We start from the raw sequence: 15,855 nt of genomic DNA on the forward strand, positions 1-15,855 counted from the left end.
TTGACAGGAAGTACAACAAACAGCCCGAACCCTTTTAAAGAGTTCGGGCTGTTTGTTTATGTTTACGACGAACGCATCGAATCCCCATAGCCCCCGGTCAAGCGGTGCGTGAGCCGGTGGTACCAATAGCGGAGACGCAAGCGGTATACATACAGTTTCGACGTGTTTGGCAAGACGACGTTGTCGATATAATCGGCGAACATGGCGCGGAACATCTGGTCCTCACTGTCGTCATATGTCGCACTCCACATGCCGTGCTCTTCGACCTCGAGCAACATCGCGATCGTTTCATCGTCGAGCTGATGGTTGTCTTCCGGCAATCGTTTGACGAGCATCTCGACCCGATGGCTGCAGATGGACGCATAGAGCGAGTGGGCGCGTGGATTGCGCGGGTTGGCGTTCAAGTATCCGATGGCCACCTTGAGGAGCTCATCGTTCATCTCGAGCGGAATCTCATCATACACTTGGAAGAATTCGAGCAACATCGGCACCGTCTCTTCGTTGAATCCGGCGAGTCGGACGTAATGCATCAAGTGGAGACCGGCCTCCCCATAAAACTTACGATTGAAGTAATGGACGGCGATCGTACGTTGGACGATTGGTACGTCGGGATAGCGTTCGACGGCGCGAAGGAAATGTTGTTCGGCCTCGAACAAGAAATTTGTATCGTCGCTCAAGATGCCGTGGAGGCAATGAATCATGTAATGGTCGCCCTTCGCGCTCGCGGCTTCGAGCACGTCGCGGGCCCGGCTGAACTCGCCTTCACGGATGAGCGGATACGCCCGCATCGCCGGAAAAAATGGGTCGTCCGGGAAGTTCGTCTCGCCACGGACGACGAGCGACTCGATCGCTTCGGCGTTATAGTCGTCAATCATTTCTTCAAGGAGCATCATCTCGAGGAAGGTGCGTTGAAAGTCTGGATGGTGTAAATCAATGGTGTGTTTCATGAGGGTCCCTCCCGGCGTAAATGAGTGTTGCTTCATTATACCGAGCAATCGAGCGAACGAGTAGAGTTATTTCAAAAAATGGGAAAAGAATAGGGAAGGATTTCCGAGGAAATGGAGGAATGGAGATGGTCACGTTCACAGGTTATATCGTCGAGCTCGAACCGACGCGGATGCGGGTCGCGCCGAATCTAGATGCCGAGCCGTTCGATGGCATCGTGTTTCACTGGGAAGAGCCACTTCGAGAGGATGAGACACCGCTCGCCGTCGGGCAACAGGTGCGCGTCGAGCACGATGAGAAGATGACCCGCTCGCTGCCGCCACAGGCGATGGCGCATCGAATTGATGTGCTATGATGAGACCGAGGTGAAACAAATGGGACAGTCGAATTTTTTGTGGATGGGTGTCGTCATCGCCATCAGTGCGCTGATTGTCTGGTTGTTGCAGGACGTGATGCCATTTTGGATGTTGTCGATTATCTTGCTCCTATTCGGGGCCGCGGTCGGCAACTTGCAGCGACGCTCTCGAAACGACACGTAAAAAAAGCACGTCATCATTCCGATGGCGTGCTTTCTTCATCTTCAGTTTCAACTGAAGCCGGTTCGTCTGTGGCTTCTTCGGTCGTGTCATCGGCGACCGGTTTCTCCTTGACGACGGGCGGCGTCTCTTTCTTGTCAGGTTTAGCGGTGGCTTTCGGCTTGTCTTGTTTCTTGACCGGTGCCGCCTCCGCTTCTTTTTCTTGAACTGCCGGCTGTTCCGGCTCGACCGGTTCGGCCGGTTCGGTCACGGGGACGTCAGGCTCGGTCGGTTGCTCCGTGACGGGAGGGGCCTCCGATTCTTCAGCAGGTTGTTCCGGTTCGGCCGTAGGCTCTTCCTCGACCGGTGCCGGTTCTTCAACTGGAGGCTCGGTCGGTTCCGGTGTGTCTGGTGCTGCCTCGGCTTCCGGTGCTGGTGTCGGTTCGGGCGCGGGTTCCGGTTCAGGAGCCGGAGCTGGTTCGACCGGGTCCTCACGTTTCGGTACCGGTGTAATCGGTGCGACCGGTGCGAGTTCAGCGGCCGGGGCACTGCGTTTTGTCGTCGGTGGCGGGGCCGGTGTATCCGACTCGAGGAACGACAGTACGTCTTGTTCGAACAAGGCGACCGGGAGCGTATTCGTCACCAAGTGAAGGCCGAGCACTCGTCCATTGGCCGTGACGATCGGGCTGCCGATGGCGCGGTTCGGTAAATCGAATTCGCGGCGATAGCTGTCTTCTTCGAACGTGATCGTTCCTTCAATCTGTTCGTCCGGTGCGAGTGTCAACACCGATTCGTCTGGTCCGACAATCGCGTGACTGAACGAGAACGGGGTCGCTTTTACTTTTTCGATGCGGATGACGGCGATGGCGTCAGTCCGGCCGATGACCGTTCCATTCACCGTCTTGTCCCCATGTTTCATCGTGACGCGGGTGATGCCGGCGACGTTATGGGCCGCCGTCAATACATCTTGCGGGCTAATCAGAAACCCGGTACCCGTGCCGACGGTATAGAGGCTATCTTGCAACGTCTCGAGGTCGACGGTGGTGGCACCATCGGCTGAGACCGTGTCTTTCGTGACGTTCAAATCGACTTTGTCGGCGAGTGAATCACTCGAGCGCGGGCTGTCGGTAAGATAGGCGTTCGTTAAAAACGAGACGAATGCGATGAGTGCAATGACGATGGGGACAGCAATCCATTTCAAGCGACGCGGGCGATGGCCACACGTCGGACAAATAGTGGTTTTCGAGCGGGTCTTCGCTCCGCAGCGTGGACAAGTCACGGGATGACACCTTCCTTCATACACATAGATGATATGCCTATTCCTCAAATGAGGATGGGGTAAACAATAATTGACCAGGTTTAGAAAGAGAAATGGGGAATTGGATGATGGGTACTTTCTTGAGATGACTAGGATGACTCTAAATTTATGAATATGAGGTGAATTCCCTTGATTATGAGATGTAGCCATTGCGGATATGAACAAGTTCCTATTGGACGAGTCGAGCGATATGATATGGTATTGAAAATGACAGTAGGGATGGGATTAGACATGAAGTTCGTCGTATTATTTGGTCCACAAGCCGTCGGCAAAATGACGGTCGGGCAAGAACTCGCCAGTATTACCGACTTAAAGCTGTTCCATAACCATATGACGATTGATCTCGTCAGTCCGTTCTTCAGTTACGGGACACCGGAAGGGCGTCGGCTCGTCCAGCTGTTCCGCCATGAGCTGTTCGGCGCGGTCGCGAAAAGTGATTTGGACGGGATGATCTTCACGTTCGTCTGGGCGTTCGATTTAGAAGAGGACTGGGCGTATATCAAACAAGTGACCGACCTGTTCGAGTCGAACGGGGCCGACATCTATTATGTCGAGCTCGAAGCGGACATCGAAGAGCGCCTCATTCGCAACCAAACGGAGAACCGGTTGACCCATAAGCCGACGAAGCGGGACATCGCCTGGTCGGAAGGTGAGTTGAAGCAGACGGCGACGCTATACCGATTGAACTCACAGGACGGGGAACTCGACGTCGACAACTACTTGCGCATCAACAACACATATCTCGATGCGGCGACGGTCGCCGAACGAATCAAACAACATTTCCAGCTATGACGAAAACGAGTCTATTAGGAAAGACGAGTGAGAATCATTGCCATGAATAGAATGATTTTCACTTTTCTTTCTTTTTTTCGGCTTAACCTCAAAAAATCTCTTTTTATCAAAAAACGGCGAAACTACGCCCGTTTCTAAGCGGTTTGGACGAGGACCCGGCGTAAGTGGGTAATGAATCGCCACGACCTTTTTTGGGTATAAATACCTAGAAAGTGTAGATGTGGGTAGTTCAATGCAATTACCGAATTTAAGACTAGGCAGTTTGCTATTCTAATGGTGATAGGAATGGATTAAACACATATTCATGAATTAGGATTCGATTGTTATTTATAAAAAAGAGGAGGGTTCACGTTGACATATTTTGTTGTGGAATTTCCAACGATATCAGAAATATATAAAAATAATGTGTTAAATAACCGTTTCGAAATTGGGCGTAACATCTACAACAGCCTTGCCAATATAACCCTCAAGCGTTACAAGGAAATGATTAAAACCCAACGTTATCGACAGGCACTAGAGCTGCATAAGACTAATAAACGTGAAGCGAATGAAGCCTTTAAAGAATTGTGTGAGGAATATCGTCTTTCAGAATATGAGTTCCACAAAGATGTTAAGCCTATGCAACATCACTTTTAAAAAAATATCGACTCCAACACTTCTCAGAAGATTGCTACTCGATTATGGAAAGCTTTTGATGAGTTATTGTATGGTAATGGGAAACAAATTCACTTCAAGAAATTCGGTGAATGTAATTCCTTAGAAGGAAAGACGAATAAAGCAGGCATCCGATACAAGGATGGGTATTTGTTATGGAATGGTTTATCACTTCAAGTCATTTATGATCAAAACAATTCTTACGAACTCGAGGCTTTTCAAAATGAAGAGAAATGTATCAGCCGTTTTGAAGAATTCCTTTCGAAACATCACATTGAGATTAAACGTTGTAAAAAAATGAATATTATCTAATAAGTAATAACAGGATGTTGACATGCGTCCTATGCCATCACAAAACCCTGCTCAGAGGTTTGATGGTGAAAGTCTAATGGAAAAGGGTTAGTCTCCTATACTTTCGAGTGTCGTTGGAAGCCCTTGTACTTTAGACCCTTACCACCTAGTGGTTAGAGTGTCAGAATAAAGGAAGAAGGATTCTATAAACTACGGCAGGATGTCACAAGAGAGAATTTTAGATAGTAATTCCAAAAAAAGTATTGTCTAGAATCAGTAGCAAATATTATGCAGAGACGAGAAAATTTCTAAGAGTATGAGTTGTGAGAGTAATTTGGTGTCAGTCGGACGGCTTAACAAGTGCACTCAATCAGATGACGGCGAAGGGTACTCATCCCTCAGTGAGGACTTGGCGCGTTTGATATTCAGGGAAAAACCGACAGATATAATCGTATACGCCGTGTTTCTATATCGAGACGGTGACCGAGGACGCCTCTGGACGTACGATTGAATATTCACGGTCCTACTTTAGAGGGGATAAGACGAGCTTCGTCATCGAGCGGAGCTATTCATGAACACGCCACAATCGGGCGTGTTTTTTTGTATGAATTAAAGGGGTTTCACATCCGGCAGTATGGATGCGTCTCATTCATTGAAACGAGAAGATATGTTGCGTACAGTTAGAAGTAGAAAGGTGGGGGTAGGATGTTATTCAAAAAGAAAATAGCAGAAGCAGCGGCAGGATCGAAACGGTTTCACGTCAAGTTGACGGAACAACTGCCGGAACTTGGACAAATCACCATCCTCGTCGATACGAACACCGGCGTGAACTATATCCAGACGTGGGTCGGGACAGGTGGAGGCATCACTCCGCTACTCGATGCGAATGGTGATGTTGTGGTCGAGGAAGGGTACCGATCGTGATGTCACTCAGCACCAATCGGCTGACGTTACGGCGGGTGATAGCGGACGATGCGCCACACCTGTTGGCATATTTATCGAAACCTGAGGTCGTCCGCCATATGGGACTCGACCCGTTCACGTCGTTAGAGGATGCGTTAGAAGAGATTGCCTGGTACGATTCGATTCTCGAGGAAGGGACAGGTGTCCGCTGGGGAATCACGTTGACCGGGCAAAACGAGGTCATCGGCAGTTGCGGATTTTTGAACGTGTCAGCGAAGCACCAGCGAGCCGAAATTGGGTTTGAGCTCAGCTCGGATTATTGGGGAAGAGGTATTGCCGGTGAGGCGCTCCGCGCGGTCGTTCGTCATGGGTTCGCACAACTCGGGTTCCATCGTATCGAGGCGCTCGTCGAGCCGGCGAATACCGCGTCACAACAGCTCCTCGAGCGGGTCGGATTTACGCGAGAAGGGTTGCTGCGGGGGTATGAGTTCACCCGTGGTAAGTACGACGATTTATATATGTATTCATTGCTTGAGACAGACAGCATGACATGATGGAGGACGACACCGATGCAGATTATCGAATTCAAAAACGTGAGTCATGGAGATATTTTACATAATGTGACGGGATATTTCCGGCAAGGACGCATCACGACGTTCGTCGGTCCGAGCGGTGCCGGCAAGACGACGTGCCTGAAGCACATCAATGGCCTGTTATCACCGGACGCCGGTGCGATTTATTTCAAAGGGGAGAATATCGATTCGATCGACGTCATCGAACTGCGCCAACGAATCGGCATGGCGTTCCAAAGCGCGCCGATGATTGACGGGACGGTGTACGACAACATGAACCTGCCGAAAGCCATCTTCGGCGAGACGCTCGAACGGGAACGGGCGGCGGACCTGTTGCAGAAAGTCGACTTGGGCGGGATCTCGCTCGACCAACCGATCAAGAAGTTGTCGGGCGGGGAACGGGGTCGTGTCGCCATTGCCCGGACGCTCGTCAACAAGCCGGACGTGCTGTTGTTGGACGAGATTACGGCGAGCCTCGACTATCGGACCGTGAAAGAGATCGAGCGGTTAATTGTGAGACTACAAAAAGATTTCGGGGTCACCGTCATCTGGATCACGCACGACTTAGATCAGGCCCGCCGTGTCAGTGATGACATGTGGTTCTTGCGAAACGGGGAATTGATTGAATTCGGTGACGCGACGTTCATCGACGAGTCGGACAATCCGATGATCGGTCGCTTCGTGAGGGGGGAGGAGCTATGACGTTCATAGAACTGATGACCTCCTTGATTTTCGTCGCCATCCCGCTCGGTTTGGCGCTGTTTTTAAAGCTCGGACTTGAACGCGACATCTTGATCGCGACGGTGCGGTCGATTGTCCAGTTGCTCATCATCGGCTATATTCTGACGTTCGTCTTCGAGAGCGACAGCCCGGTGTTCATGTTGCTCATGATTCTGTTGATGATTGGGGCGGCGACGCAGAACATCATCAAGAAAGGGGACGGCATCCCAGGCATCACGTGGATGATTCTGCTCACGCTCGTCACGGTCGAGACGTTGACGATGGGCCTCATGCTCGGGCTCGGCATCATCCCGTTCGAGCCGGAGAAAGTCATCCCGATCAGCGGCATGGTCATCGGGAACTGTATGGTGTTGTCGCTCCTGTTCTTGAACAAGTTCAAAGACGAGGTCGAGCGGAGCGATGAAGTGATTGAGCTCATCTTGTCGTTCGGCGGCACACCGAAAGCAGCGATCGAGCGCAGTTTGAAGAGCGCCATCCGCACGAGCATGATCCCGACCGTCGAGGCGCAGAAGACGATGGGGCTCGTCCAACTCCCGGGTATGATGAGCGGTCTCATCATCGGCGGGGCCGACCCGATGGAAGCAGTGCTCTATCAGTTGCTCATCTTGTTTCTCATTTTGACGACCGCGTCGATCTCGGCGGTCATGGTCGGTTATCTCGCGTATCCACGCCTGTTCAACCAAAAACTTCAGTTCGTCGGGTTGACGTATCGAAAGGGGAAAACGACATGATTCAAGGCATCCATCACGTGCAAATCACCATCCCGAAAGGGGAGGAAGCCCGTGCCCGTGCGTTTTATTGCGGCGTGCTCGGTCTTCTAGAAATCGAGAAGCCGGTGTCACTTCAAGGACGGGGCGGGTTTTGGCTCGAGGTCGGCGACCGTAGCGTCCACGTCGGGACCGAGGACGGGGTTGACCGGCTGTCGACGAAAGGACACGTCGCCTACGCCGTGACCGATTTGGCGGAATGGGGACAGAAGCTCGAGGCGGAAGGGATTGAGCGGCTAACGGGTATCCCGATTCCTGGATTCGACCGGTTCGAGTTCCGCGACCCGTTCGGCAATCGAGTCGAGATGATTCAAGCCCTCTGAATGGAGAGTGCCCGCTGTGGGTGCTCTTTTTTTCGTTCAAGAGATCCCGAACAGTTCGGTGACAGCTTTCCAATTGGAAGGATAGGCGTTGCTACCCCCATGCTGATGCAACAGTTTGCCGTGACGGTTCACAGTGAAGTTCCATTGCGTCCCATCCATCGTGAAGTACCCTTTTTCCTCGAATACTTCAGGCCAGCGATGTGAGACGAGCGACACGAATCGCTCATGGACGCGGAAAGCATCTGTTTCGTTGTACCAACCGGAACGGGGAATCGCCGTGCTTAAGTCGAACTCTTCACGCCAGATGACTTCTCGTTTGACCGCGCCATCTTCAAAAAACGTGATGGTGGACTCGTTATGGACGCCGAAGCCGCCGACCGTGAACGTGACGGTGATGGTTGGTCGTTTTTTACGGATGGCATCGAGCGGGATGGTCGGCTCGAACGTCAATTTCGCTTCCCGGGATGCCTTGATGGCCAGCTGTTCGTCTACGGAACGCCTCGGACGTACGGATTGAAGCCATTGCTTTTTTGTTTGTTGATCCATGTTCATCATCCTTTCATCTCATCGGATGGGTTGATTATAAGCAAAATGAACATGATGGGTGTGTACAAAAATGAATCAGGTACGACGAAAGGGAGTGTCGATTGGGACACTCCCTTTTTAGGTGACGATTTAGTTTCAAGAAGGCGGAACGATTGTCCCTTGATGGAAACGCATCTTCCATTGGCCATCAACGTTCACCCAAATCGAACTGCGCAAGGCGATGCGTCCGGTGGAGTGGTCTTCGGTCCGATACGTGGCCAGGACGACGTCGTCTTGAACGGTCTCCAGTGAGAAGTCGGATAGGGTGATTTGAATCTCGCCGAGGTCCATCGTGGCGGCAGATGCCGTCCGATATAACATGCGTCCGGAACTGCCGATTTCAAAAAAATCATCCGTGAGTAGACGGCGCAAATGCTCAGACGATGTGCGCACGTCGGTCGTCAGTAATGCCCGTTCCTGTTGTTCGATTAAGTCAGCCAGCATGTGGTTGCTCCTCCCGTTTTCCAAGATTCATGACGATGACGCCGAGCACGATGACAGTCAGGCCGATGCTGTTCAACGTCGACAGCACTTCCCCGTACACGAACACCCCAATCAGCCCGGTCGCGACCGTGCCGAGCCCGGCCCAGACGCTATAGGCAATGCTGAGCGGAATGGTCTTCAAGACGATGCCCATCAACGTGAACGAGATGGCGAAGCTGATTAAGAGAACGAGACTCGGGAACAGATTGGTAAATCCGTCCGACAGCTTCAACATCGACGTCCCGAGCACCTCGAACGCAATCGATACGAGTAAGATTCCATAGGATTTCATGATTTCCCTCCTCATAGTTTCATCAAGACGAGCCCGATGATGACAAGCCCGATGCCCATGACGGTCTGAATCCGGACTTGTTCCTTGAAGACGAGGAAGCCGATCAGCGCCGTCGCCGCCGTGCCGACCCCGCTCCAAAACGCATAGGCGAAACTGAGCGGGATGGAAAGAAGGGCGAGCGACAACAAGTAAAATGCCGTCACGTAACCGAAGGCGACACCAAGGACGGGCAGGCGGCTCGTTGTCGTCGCGTTCAGCTTCAACATGCTCGAACCGAACAGTTCAGAGACGATGGCACCGACGAGATAGACGAAGCCCATGTTACGATTCTCCTTTTGACAGCGCGTCGCACTTTTGTCGGATGATGCGGGCGGCCCGATCTTTGAACGCAGCGCTATAGCCATATGTCAATGCGAACCAAAACCCGTCACAGAGCAGTCGAAGTTCGAGCACGCGATCAGCGTCAGGACCATCCGCGGCGAACTGTTTATCCCATCGTTTGGCGGCGTCATTCCAAAGCTTTCCGCTCGCATCTTCTTGGGATGAGATGAAGACGGCAATCAAGTCGGCATCACCATCGCTATAATCGAGCGTCGCGAGGGCGTAGGCGCGTGTGAACGGATAAGGACCATCCAACCCGGTTTGATGATGGACGATCCGATTTTCAAATTCATCGAGTGCCATTCTATTCATCTGCTGCAACAGGTTGGCCTTGCTTTCAAAGTGGTATAAGACGCCACCTTTCGTGATACCGGCGCGTTTGGCTAAGTGGTCCATCGACAGTTGTTGAATGCCCTCGGTTTGAATGATTTGTGCGGCGGTCCGCAGTAACAATTGTTTTTTACTCATGTGTGTCCTCCTCACTATACTGAACGGTCAGTATAGTGAGCGTATCAGACTAGAGTTGGATTGTCGAGATGAATACATGAATGGGATAATTAGGAAAAGGGGGGAGGGATGATGGGTTCACATTTAATGCATCTTGTCATCGCGAATGAGGTGTTGGCACATTTGACAGATGTCGATCGCACGGCTTTTTTGTTGGGAAATCTTGCGCCCGATGCGACGACGTCTAAACAAAACACCCACTATTACGCGGGACGGCATGAGGATATGACAAGACGGCTCGACCTTGATCAATATTGGGTGGACAGTGCGGACGAGAATCAATCGTTCCGCCTCGGCTATTATTGCCATCTCGTCGCGGACGAGATTTGGTTGCAGGGGTTTTATAAAGCCTGGCTCAAGCAAGTCATTACGAAAGACCCAGAAAAGCAGGCGATGTATTATACCGATTTTGATTCATATAACGCTCGTTTAGTGCAGCGATTGGACGCCTTCGATTTCGACGTGTTAACCAATGCCGCACAAGGCGAGCTGCTGGCACTCATCCTCAAAATCAAGCAAGATGCGAAGGCGAAAGAGGAAGGGACGTATACGATGTTTTTGCCACACCAGTTCGATGGCTACGTCGAGACGTGCATCCTTCGATGCCGACAGATGGTCCAACAGAAGAGTGGGGTGATTATATGATTCAACGACGTTATGCACCGCTTTACGTGACGTTTGGACTTTCTATTTTGACAATCGTGGCGCTGTTCACTGTGAATGGCCGCTTTTTCCCGGATTTGAACTTGATTACGGCCATATGGGTCTACATTGTCCTAGATGTCGCCCTGATTGCCACATTGATTTGGGGTCTGTTCTCAAAAGACAAGACGGTGCGTGTGTTCAGTCTCGTCGGGAATCTTGGATTGATTGTGCCGCTATCGATTTGGATTTTTTTGTTGGTGCTCGCTAACGGGATTTCGGAAGCGTAATCGGACAAATGAGAGTGACCGAATGAACTCTATTTGCTTAGAAAGTGGACAGGCGTTCCGCTTTCTTTTTTTGTTGGCATTAGATAGAAAGAATAATATTTCCATTTCCAATTTGAAAATTTGGCATTGCGCAACCTATTTTTGTTTGTTATGCTTCTCAATGAAAACGACAATGATAATCATTATCAGTGAGAAAGCATCAGTATTCCTTACATAGAGCAGAAACGTGGACTAGTCGCGGACTCACTGAGAAGGTCGTCATTCAAAAACAGATACATAGGGAGATGGAAAGAATGGGGAAATGGAAAGCAGCAGTCATGCTCACATCACTCGTCTTCACGCTAGCCGCATGCGGTAGCACGGACGAAACGAAAGACGAAGGAAGTGCGGAAGCCGAGACGGCACCGAAGACAGTTGAAATCACAGACGCACATGGAACAATCGACGTACCGATCAATCCGGAGAAGGTCGTCGCGCTCGACAACCGAACGTTCGAGACGCTCTCAGATTGGGGAATCGACTTGGTCGCGGCACCAATCGGATTGATTCCAGCGGACTTGCCTTATAAAAATGATAAAGACATCGTAGACGTCGGGATGCACAATGAGCCGAACCTAGAAGCAATCGCCGGTGTAAATCCGGATGTCGTCATCGTCGGACAACGATTCGCCGATTACTACGACGACATCAAAAAATTGGTCCCAGAAGCAGCCGTCATCGATTTGAACATCGAGCTCCCGGAAGATGCGGGCACGCCAGGTGAAATCTTGGTCGAAGGTTTTGAGACGACGACGCGTTCACTCGGCCAAATCTTTGAAAAGGAAACGGAAGCGGATGCACTCATCGCTAGCTTTGAAGCATCAATCGATAGCGTAAAGGCGGCGTACGACAGTGAAGACACGGTGATGTCAGTCATCGTCTCAGGTGGCGACATCGGCTTCTCGGCACCGAACACCGGTCGTGTCTTCGGGCCGATGTATGACATCTTTGACTGGAAACCAGCCCTCGAGGTAGCGAAAACGACAGGTGACCACCAAGGGGATGAGGTTTCGGTCGAAGCGATTGCTGAGAGTGACCCGGACTGGTTGCTCGTCCTCGACCGTGATGCGGCCATTTCAAGCATGGAAGACGCTGTACCTGCAGCGGACGTGATTGATAACGCACCGGCACTCCAAAAAACGAAAGCCGTGACAGACGAAAAAATCGTGTATGCGCCGAACGATACGTACATCAACGAGTCGATTCAAACTTATTCTGAACTCTTCAACGACATCGCAGCCGCGCTTTCGAAATAAGGGAGTCACGTTGTGCAAAAACCAATGACAGCAAGGGTTGAGACATTGTCTCAGCCCTCCTTTTCTAACATATGGACGAAGTCCTTTATCGTAGCAATGCTTGTGGTGTTCATATTGGCGGGCCTTTCGCTCGTGACCGGCGTCTATGACATTCGTCAAGAAGGTGGGTCGGACATGTTTTGGATCACTCGCGTCCCGCGTACGATTGCAATCATGTTGACCGGTGCCGCCATGGCGATGTCGGGACTGGTCATGCAACTGATCACGCAAAACCGTCTCGTCGAACCGACGACGACCGGTACACTCGAATGGGCGGGGCTCGGCCTGCTCGCTGTGTATCTGCTTGTCCCGGCTCCGACGCTCATGATGCGGATGACGGGGGCGATCGTCTTTTCATTCATCGGAACGATGGTCTTCTTCTGGTTTCTGCGCTCGGTCAAACTCCGCTCGTCGTTGATTGTCCCAATTATCGGACTCATGCTCGGGGCGGTCGTCTCGGCCGTGTCAACGTTTCTCGGTCTATTCTTTCAAGCCAGCCAGACAATCGAAGGTTGGTTCGTCGGGTCGTTCGCATCGGTGCAGGTCGGACGTTATGAATACTTGTGGCTCATCATCCTCGTCACGTTCTTTATCTTCATCCTTGCGAATCGCTTGACGCTCGCTGGACTCGGAGAAGACATCGCGACGAGCCTCGGCGTCAACTATAACCGTCTCATCTTGATCGCGACGGGACTGATTGCCCTCGCGGTCGGTGTCGTGGCGACGGTCATCGGGAATCTGCCGTTCCTCGGACTGATCGTCCCGAATATCGTCTCGATGTTTCGCGGGGACGACCTGCGCAGCAACTTGCCGTGGGTATGCGTCATCGGGATGGGGACGGTGCTCGTCAGCGACTTGATTTCGCGGACGATCATCATGCCGTTCGAATTGCCGGTATCACTCATTCTCGGGACGGTCGGATCAATCGTGTTCATCGCGATTCTCATGAGACAACGGAAGACGGGAGGGGTACGATGAGCACACTTATTGAAAATAAGACGAAGCCACGGGAAGCGTATGATGTCGATGGTCGATCCGTGCATACAGAAGAACGGTGTGCGACGGCGTTCCGTTCGAAACGAGAACAGCGCCGCTACTGGCTATTCCTTGCCTTCTTCATCATCGGAGGATTGCTCTGTGCGTTCGGGTTGCTCGTCTACAACAATCCGGTCCCGCTCGACTCACCGTCGTTCATCCCGGTCGTCGAGCGCCGGGTCGTCGCCGTCATCACGATGGCGATTGCCGCGCTCTGTCAAAGCTTGGCGACGGTCGCGTTTCATTCGGTGACGAACAATCGCATCATCACGCCATCGTTGCTCGGGTTCGACGCGCTTTACTCGACGATTCAGACGAGCATGATTTTCTTCTTTGGGGCAGGGGCGTTAATCGGTTTTTCGGGAACCGGTGCCTTTTTGACGCAGGTCGGCCTCATGGTACTTATGAGCCTGCTGTTGTATGGCTGGCTCTTGTCAGGGAAATACGGGAACTTGCAACTCATGCTTCTCATCGGAATCATCATCGGGACCGGTTTGAACTCGGTGTCTTCGTTCATGCGTCGCATGCTCGCGCCGTCCGAGTTCGACGTCCTGCAGGCCCGCTTGTTCGGATCGGTCATGCATGCCGATGCCGCGTACTTCCCGATTGTCATTCCAATCGTGCTTGTCGTCGGGACGTTGTTGTATAGCTTCTCGAATCGCTTGAACGTCGTCGCGCTCGGGAAAGACGTGGCGACGTCGTTCGGAGTGAACCATCGCCGGAGCGTCATCTTTACGCTCATTCTGATTTCGCTGTTAATGTCAGTATCGACGGCACTGATTGGGCCGCTCACGTTCTTCGGATTCTTGGTGGCGACGCTCAGCTATCAAGTGGCAGCGACGTACGACCATAAGTACGTGTTTCCGATGGCATTCGCGCTCGGTTTCTTCGTGTTGACGAGCGCGTATTTCTTTATGTATCACATTCTCAATACACCGAGTGTCGTGTCCGTCATCATCGAACTGTTCGGCGGCGTGATTTTCTTAGCGGTGATTTTAAGGAAGAGGTCATTATGATTCAATTGGAACAAGTACAAAAATCGTATGCGGACGATGTCCGCATCGGCCCGATTACGCTCGATATCCCGAAAGCTGGGTTCACATCGTTGATTGGTCCGAACGGGGCCGGGAAGTCGACGACGCTCATGATGATTGGCCGACTGCTCGATTTGGATGAAGGTCAAATCCAAGTCGCCGGCATGGACGTGTCGAGCACGAAATCGAAGGACTTGGCGAAGATCATCACGATTTTACGGCAAGAGAATCACTTCGTGACACGTCTCACCGTCCGTCAGCTCGCAGGATTCGGACGCTTCCCGTACTCGAAAGGACGGTTGACGCAAGAGGATGAACGGATTATCTCGAAATATATCGACTTCCTCGATTTGACGGAGCTTGAGCATCGCTATCTCGATGAACTGTCGGGCGGACAGCGCCAACGGGCGTACGTCGCGATGGTGCTCTGTCAGGAGACCGAATACGTGCTTCTCGACGAGCCGCTCAACAACCTCGATATCGCTAGGTCGGTGCAGATGATGGAATACTTGCGCCATGTCGCCGACGAGTTCGGGCGGACGATCGTCACGGTGCTCCATGACATCAACTTCGCAGCCAAATACTCGGATCGGATTTGTGCGATGAAGGACGGGCAGATTGCCGCCTTCGGTACGGTCGAAGAGATTATGGATGCAGATGTCTTGTCCGATATTTTTGAGACGAACCTCGAAATCATTCAAGGACCGTACGGACCGATCGCGGTCTATTAATAGAAGGAGGGAATACGGCATGCAGATTTATTGGACGCCAATTCAGCAAGTCGTGCAGGAAGCACGGGATACATACACGTTCAAACTCGAGTTGCCCGAGGGCTTCACATGGGAAGAAGGCGCACACACACACTTTGCGCTTGAAGGGTTTAATAAAGAAGACAAACCGAACCGGACGTTGATTCGGCATATGTCGATTTCGACGCTACCGCATGAAGGCGCGATCGGTATCACGACCCGGGTCAAACCGGAATGCTCGACGTTCAAATCGATTTTGCGTGACATGAACATCGGGGACAAGGTCGCCATCTTCAAGACGCATTCGAACGTACCATTGAAGCGAGAAGGGAAGAACGTCTATCTGTTGTCGTCGGGTGTCGGCATCGCGACGTTCCGTCCGCTCGTGCTCGCGTATTTGGCGAATGGGGAAGGCGTGCCGCACCTTCATTCGTTGAACGTCGATTCCTCACAGGATTATCTGTTCAGCGATGTGTTCGCGTCAACAGCCGCCTTCACGGCCGAGTTCGTCGACAGTCGTCCGGATTATTATCAGCGTGTCGAGACGCTCGCTGCAGACAAAGATGGGTTGTTTTATGTGGTCGGTAGCGATGATTTCTTGCATGCAACAATTGCCGCGTTGCGTCAAAACGGTGTCACGTCGGACCAAATCATGCTCGACAAGCATGATTTTCAATTTGAAGATTTCTTGAAAGCCTGACG

Annotated in this window: 23 protein-coding genes and 1 pseudogene; 17 read left to right on the plus strand and 7 right to left on the minus strand. The window is 51.8% G+C overall.

Features of this window, described 5'->3' with window-relative positions:
• Positions 1-62 precede the first annotated feature (62 nt).
• The gene (locus ACZ2GZ_RS03425) at positions 63-947 is read right to left on the minus strand and encodes a tetratricopeptide repeat protein (protein ID WP_470295546.1); all 885 of its coding nucleotides are present in this window, start codon (positions 945-947) and stop codon (positions 63-65) included.
• 125 nt (positions 948-1,072) lie between these two features.
• Here ACZ2GZ_RS03425 and ACZ2GZ_RS03430 point away from each other — a divergent pair, with 125 nt between their 5' ends.
• Both ACZ2GZ_RS03430 and ACZ2GZ_RS03435 read left to right on the plus strand, forming a co-directional pair.
• Positions 1,073-1,300, plus strand: a complete 228-nt coding sequence (locus tag ACZ2GZ_RS03430; RefSeq protein ID WP_214714170.1) for a DUF3221 domain-containing protein — start codon at positions 1,073-1,075, stop codon at positions 1,298-1,300.
• A 19-nt stretch (positions 1,301-1,319) separates the two neighbouring features.
• Positions 1,320-1,484, plus strand: a complete 165-nt coding sequence (locus ACZ2GZ_RS03435; protein WP_165569432.1) for a hypothetical protein — start codon at positions 1,320-1,322, stop codon at positions 1,482-1,484.
• 13 nt (positions 1,485-1,497) lie between these two features.
• On the opposite strand, the gene ACZ2GZ_RS03440 is transcribed toward ACZ2GZ_RS03435, so the two are convergent.
• Positions 1,498-2,739 carry a S1 family peptidase gene (locus ACZ2GZ_RS03440; RefSeq protein WP_470295547.1) on the minus strand — a complete coding sequence of 414 codons (1,242 nt, stop codon included), beginning with the start codon at positions 2,737-2,739 and terminating at the stop codon, positions 1,498-1,500.
• A 270-nt stretch (positions 2,740-3,009) separates the two neighbouring features.
• On the opposite strand from ACZ2GZ_RS03440, the gene ACZ2GZ_RS03445 reads away from it, so the two are divergent.
• The 8 genes and pseudogenes from ACZ2GZ_RS03445 (at position 3,010) to ACZ2GZ_RS03480 (ending at position 7,821) form a co-directional block, all read left to right on the plus strand.
• The gene (locus ACZ2GZ_RS03445; protein WP_131471779.1) at positions 3,010-3,570 is read left to right on the plus strand and encodes an AAA family ATPase; all 561 of its coding nucleotides are present in this window, start codon (positions 3,010-3,012) and stop codon (positions 3,568-3,570) included.
• A gap of 351 nt (positions 3,571-3,921) precedes the next feature.
• On the plus strand, positions 3,922-4,206 hold the full coding sequence (locus tag ACZ2GZ_RS03450; protein WP_214830154.1) for a hypothetical protein: 285 nt from the start codon (positions 3,922-3,924) through the stop codon (positions 4,204-4,206).
• A gap of 767 nt (positions 4,207-4,973) precedes the next feature.
• Positions 4,974-5,090, plus strand: a pseudogene (locus tag ACZ2GZ_RS03455) (UTRA domain-containing protein); the annotation flags it as partial.
• Positions 5,091-5,220: 130 nt separating this feature from the next.
• A complete protein-coding gene (locus tag ACZ2GZ_RS03460) occupies positions 5,221-5,439 on the plus strand; it encodes a DUF6440 family protein (protein WP_470295548.1) in 219 nt (72 codons plus the stop codon).
• Positions 5,439-5,972 carry a GNAT family N-acetyltransferase gene (locus ACZ2GZ_RS03465; RefSeq protein ID WP_470295603.1) on the plus strand — a complete coding sequence of 178 codons (534 nt, stop codon included), beginning with the start codon at positions 5,439-5,441 and terminating at the stop codon, positions 5,970-5,972. Before ACZ2GZ_RS03460 ends, ACZ2GZ_RS03465 begins: the two co-directional genes overlap by 1 nt.
• A gap of 15 nt (positions 5,973-5,987) precedes the next feature.
• A complete protein-coding gene (locus tag ACZ2GZ_RS03470) occupies positions 5,988-6,692 on the plus strand; it encodes an ABC transporter ATP-binding protein (protein ID WP_470295549.1) in 705 nt (234 codons plus the stop codon).
• On the plus strand, positions 6,689-7,462 hold the full coding sequence (locus tag ACZ2GZ_RS03475; protein WP_214751501.1) for an ABC transporter permease: 774 nt from the start codon (positions 6,689-6,691) through the stop codon (positions 7,460-7,462). Before ACZ2GZ_RS03470 ends, ACZ2GZ_RS03475 begins: the two co-directional genes overlap by 4 nt.
• The gene (locus ACZ2GZ_RS03480; RefSeq protein WP_131471789.1) at positions 7,459-7,821 is read left to right on the plus strand and encodes a VOC family protein; all 363 of its coding nucleotides are present in this window, start codon (positions 7,459-7,461) and stop codon (positions 7,819-7,821) included. The genes ACZ2GZ_RS03475 and ACZ2GZ_RS03480 overlap by 4 nt, the downstream gene beginning before the upstream one ends.
• Positions 7,822-7,857: 36 nt before the next feature.
• Here the strand turns inward: ACZ2GZ_RS03480 and ACZ2GZ_RS03485 are convergent, their stop codons facing one another.
• From ACZ2GZ_RS03485 to ACZ2GZ_RS03505, 5 genes are all read right to left on the minus strand, one after another.
• Complete coding sequence (locus tag ACZ2GZ_RS03485) at positions 7,858-8,367, minus strand: hypothetical protein (RefSeq protein WP_470295550.1); 510 nt, start codon at positions 8,365-8,367, stop codon at positions 7,858-7,860.
• 135 nt (positions 8,368-8,502) lie between these two features.
• On the minus strand, positions 8,503-8,850 hold the full coding sequence (locus ACZ2GZ_RS03490) for a nuclear transport factor 2 family protein (protein WP_214801004.1): 348 nt from the start codon (positions 8,848-8,850) through the stop codon (positions 8,503-8,505).
• Entirely contained in the window at positions 8,840-9,181 is a 342-nt protein-coding gene (locus ACZ2GZ_RS03495; RefSeq protein WP_214801007.1) for a DMT family transporter, read from the minus strand. The genes ACZ2GZ_RS03490 and ACZ2GZ_RS03495 overlap by 11 nt, the downstream gene beginning before the upstream one ends.
• 11 nt (positions 9,182-9,192) lie before the next feature.
• Positions 9,193-9,501 (minus strand): DMT family transporter, encoded by a 309-nt coding sequence (locus ACZ2GZ_RS03500; RefSeq protein ID WP_214710875.1) that lies wholly within the window; start codon positions 9,499-9,501, stop codon positions 9,193-9,195.
• Position 9,502: 1 nt separating this feature from the next.
• Positions 9,503-10,030, minus strand: coding sequence for a TetR/AcrR family transcriptional regulator (locus tag ACZ2GZ_RS03505; protein ID WP_214796861.1), 528 nt, complete (start codon positions 10,028-10,030; stop codon positions 9,503-9,505).
• 111 nt (positions 10,031-10,141) lie between these two features.
• Between ACZ2GZ_RS03505 and ACZ2GZ_RS03510 the strand changes: the two genes are divergently transcribed.
• From ACZ2GZ_RS03510 to ACZ2GZ_RS03540, 7 genes are all read left to right on the plus strand, one after another.
• Positions 10,142-10,714: a zinc dependent phospholipase C family protein gene (locus ACZ2GZ_RS03510; protein WP_470295551.1), complete on the plus strand. Its 573-nt coding sequence runs from the start codon at positions 10,142-10,144 to the stop codon at positions 10,712-10,714.
• Complete coding sequence (locus ACZ2GZ_RS03515) at positions 10,711-11,001, plus strand: hypothetical protein (RefSeq protein ID WP_029594892.1); 291 nt, start codon at positions 10,711-10,713, stop codon at positions 10,999-11,001. Before ACZ2GZ_RS03510 ends, ACZ2GZ_RS03515 begins: the two co-directional genes overlap by 4 nt.
• A 293-nt stretch (positions 11,002-11,294) precedes the next feature.
• Positions 11,295-12,296 carry a siderophore ABC transporter substrate-binding protein gene (locus ACZ2GZ_RS03520; RefSeq protein ID WP_470295552.1) on the plus strand — a complete coding sequence of 334 codons (1,002 nt, stop codon included), beginning with the start codon at positions 11,295-11,297 and terminating at the stop codon, positions 12,294-12,296.
• Positions 12,297-12,320: 24 nt separating this feature from the next.
• Entirely contained in the window at positions 12,321-13,313 is a 993-nt protein-coding gene (locus tag ACZ2GZ_RS03525; protein WP_251136206.1) for an ABC transporter permease, read from the plus strand.
• Positions 13,310-14,386, plus strand: coding sequence for an iron chelate uptake ABC transporter family permease subunit (locus ACZ2GZ_RS03530; protein ID WP_470295553.1), 1,077 nt, complete (start codon positions 13,310-13,312; stop codon positions 14,384-14,386). Before ACZ2GZ_RS03525 ends, ACZ2GZ_RS03530 begins: the two co-directional genes overlap by 4 nt.
• The gene (locus tag ACZ2GZ_RS03535; protein ID WP_408584013.1) at positions 14,383-15,135 is read left to right on the plus strand and encodes an iron ABC transporter ATP-binding protein; all 753 of its coding nucleotides are present in this window, start codon (positions 14,383-14,385) and stop codon (positions 15,133-15,135) included. Before ACZ2GZ_RS03530 ends, ACZ2GZ_RS03535 begins: the two co-directional genes overlap by 4 nt.
• A 19-nt stretch (positions 15,136-15,154) precedes the next feature.
• Positions 15,155-15,853 (plus strand): ferredoxin--NADP reductase, encoded by a 699-nt coding sequence (locus ACZ2GZ_RS03540; RefSeq protein ID WP_470295554.1) that lies wholly within the window; start codon positions 15,155-15,157, stop codon positions 15,851-15,853.
• Positions 15,854-15,855: the final 2 nt, after the last annotated feature.

The sequence above is a fragment of the Exiguobacterium sp. KKT215 genome (assembly GCF_055635335.1).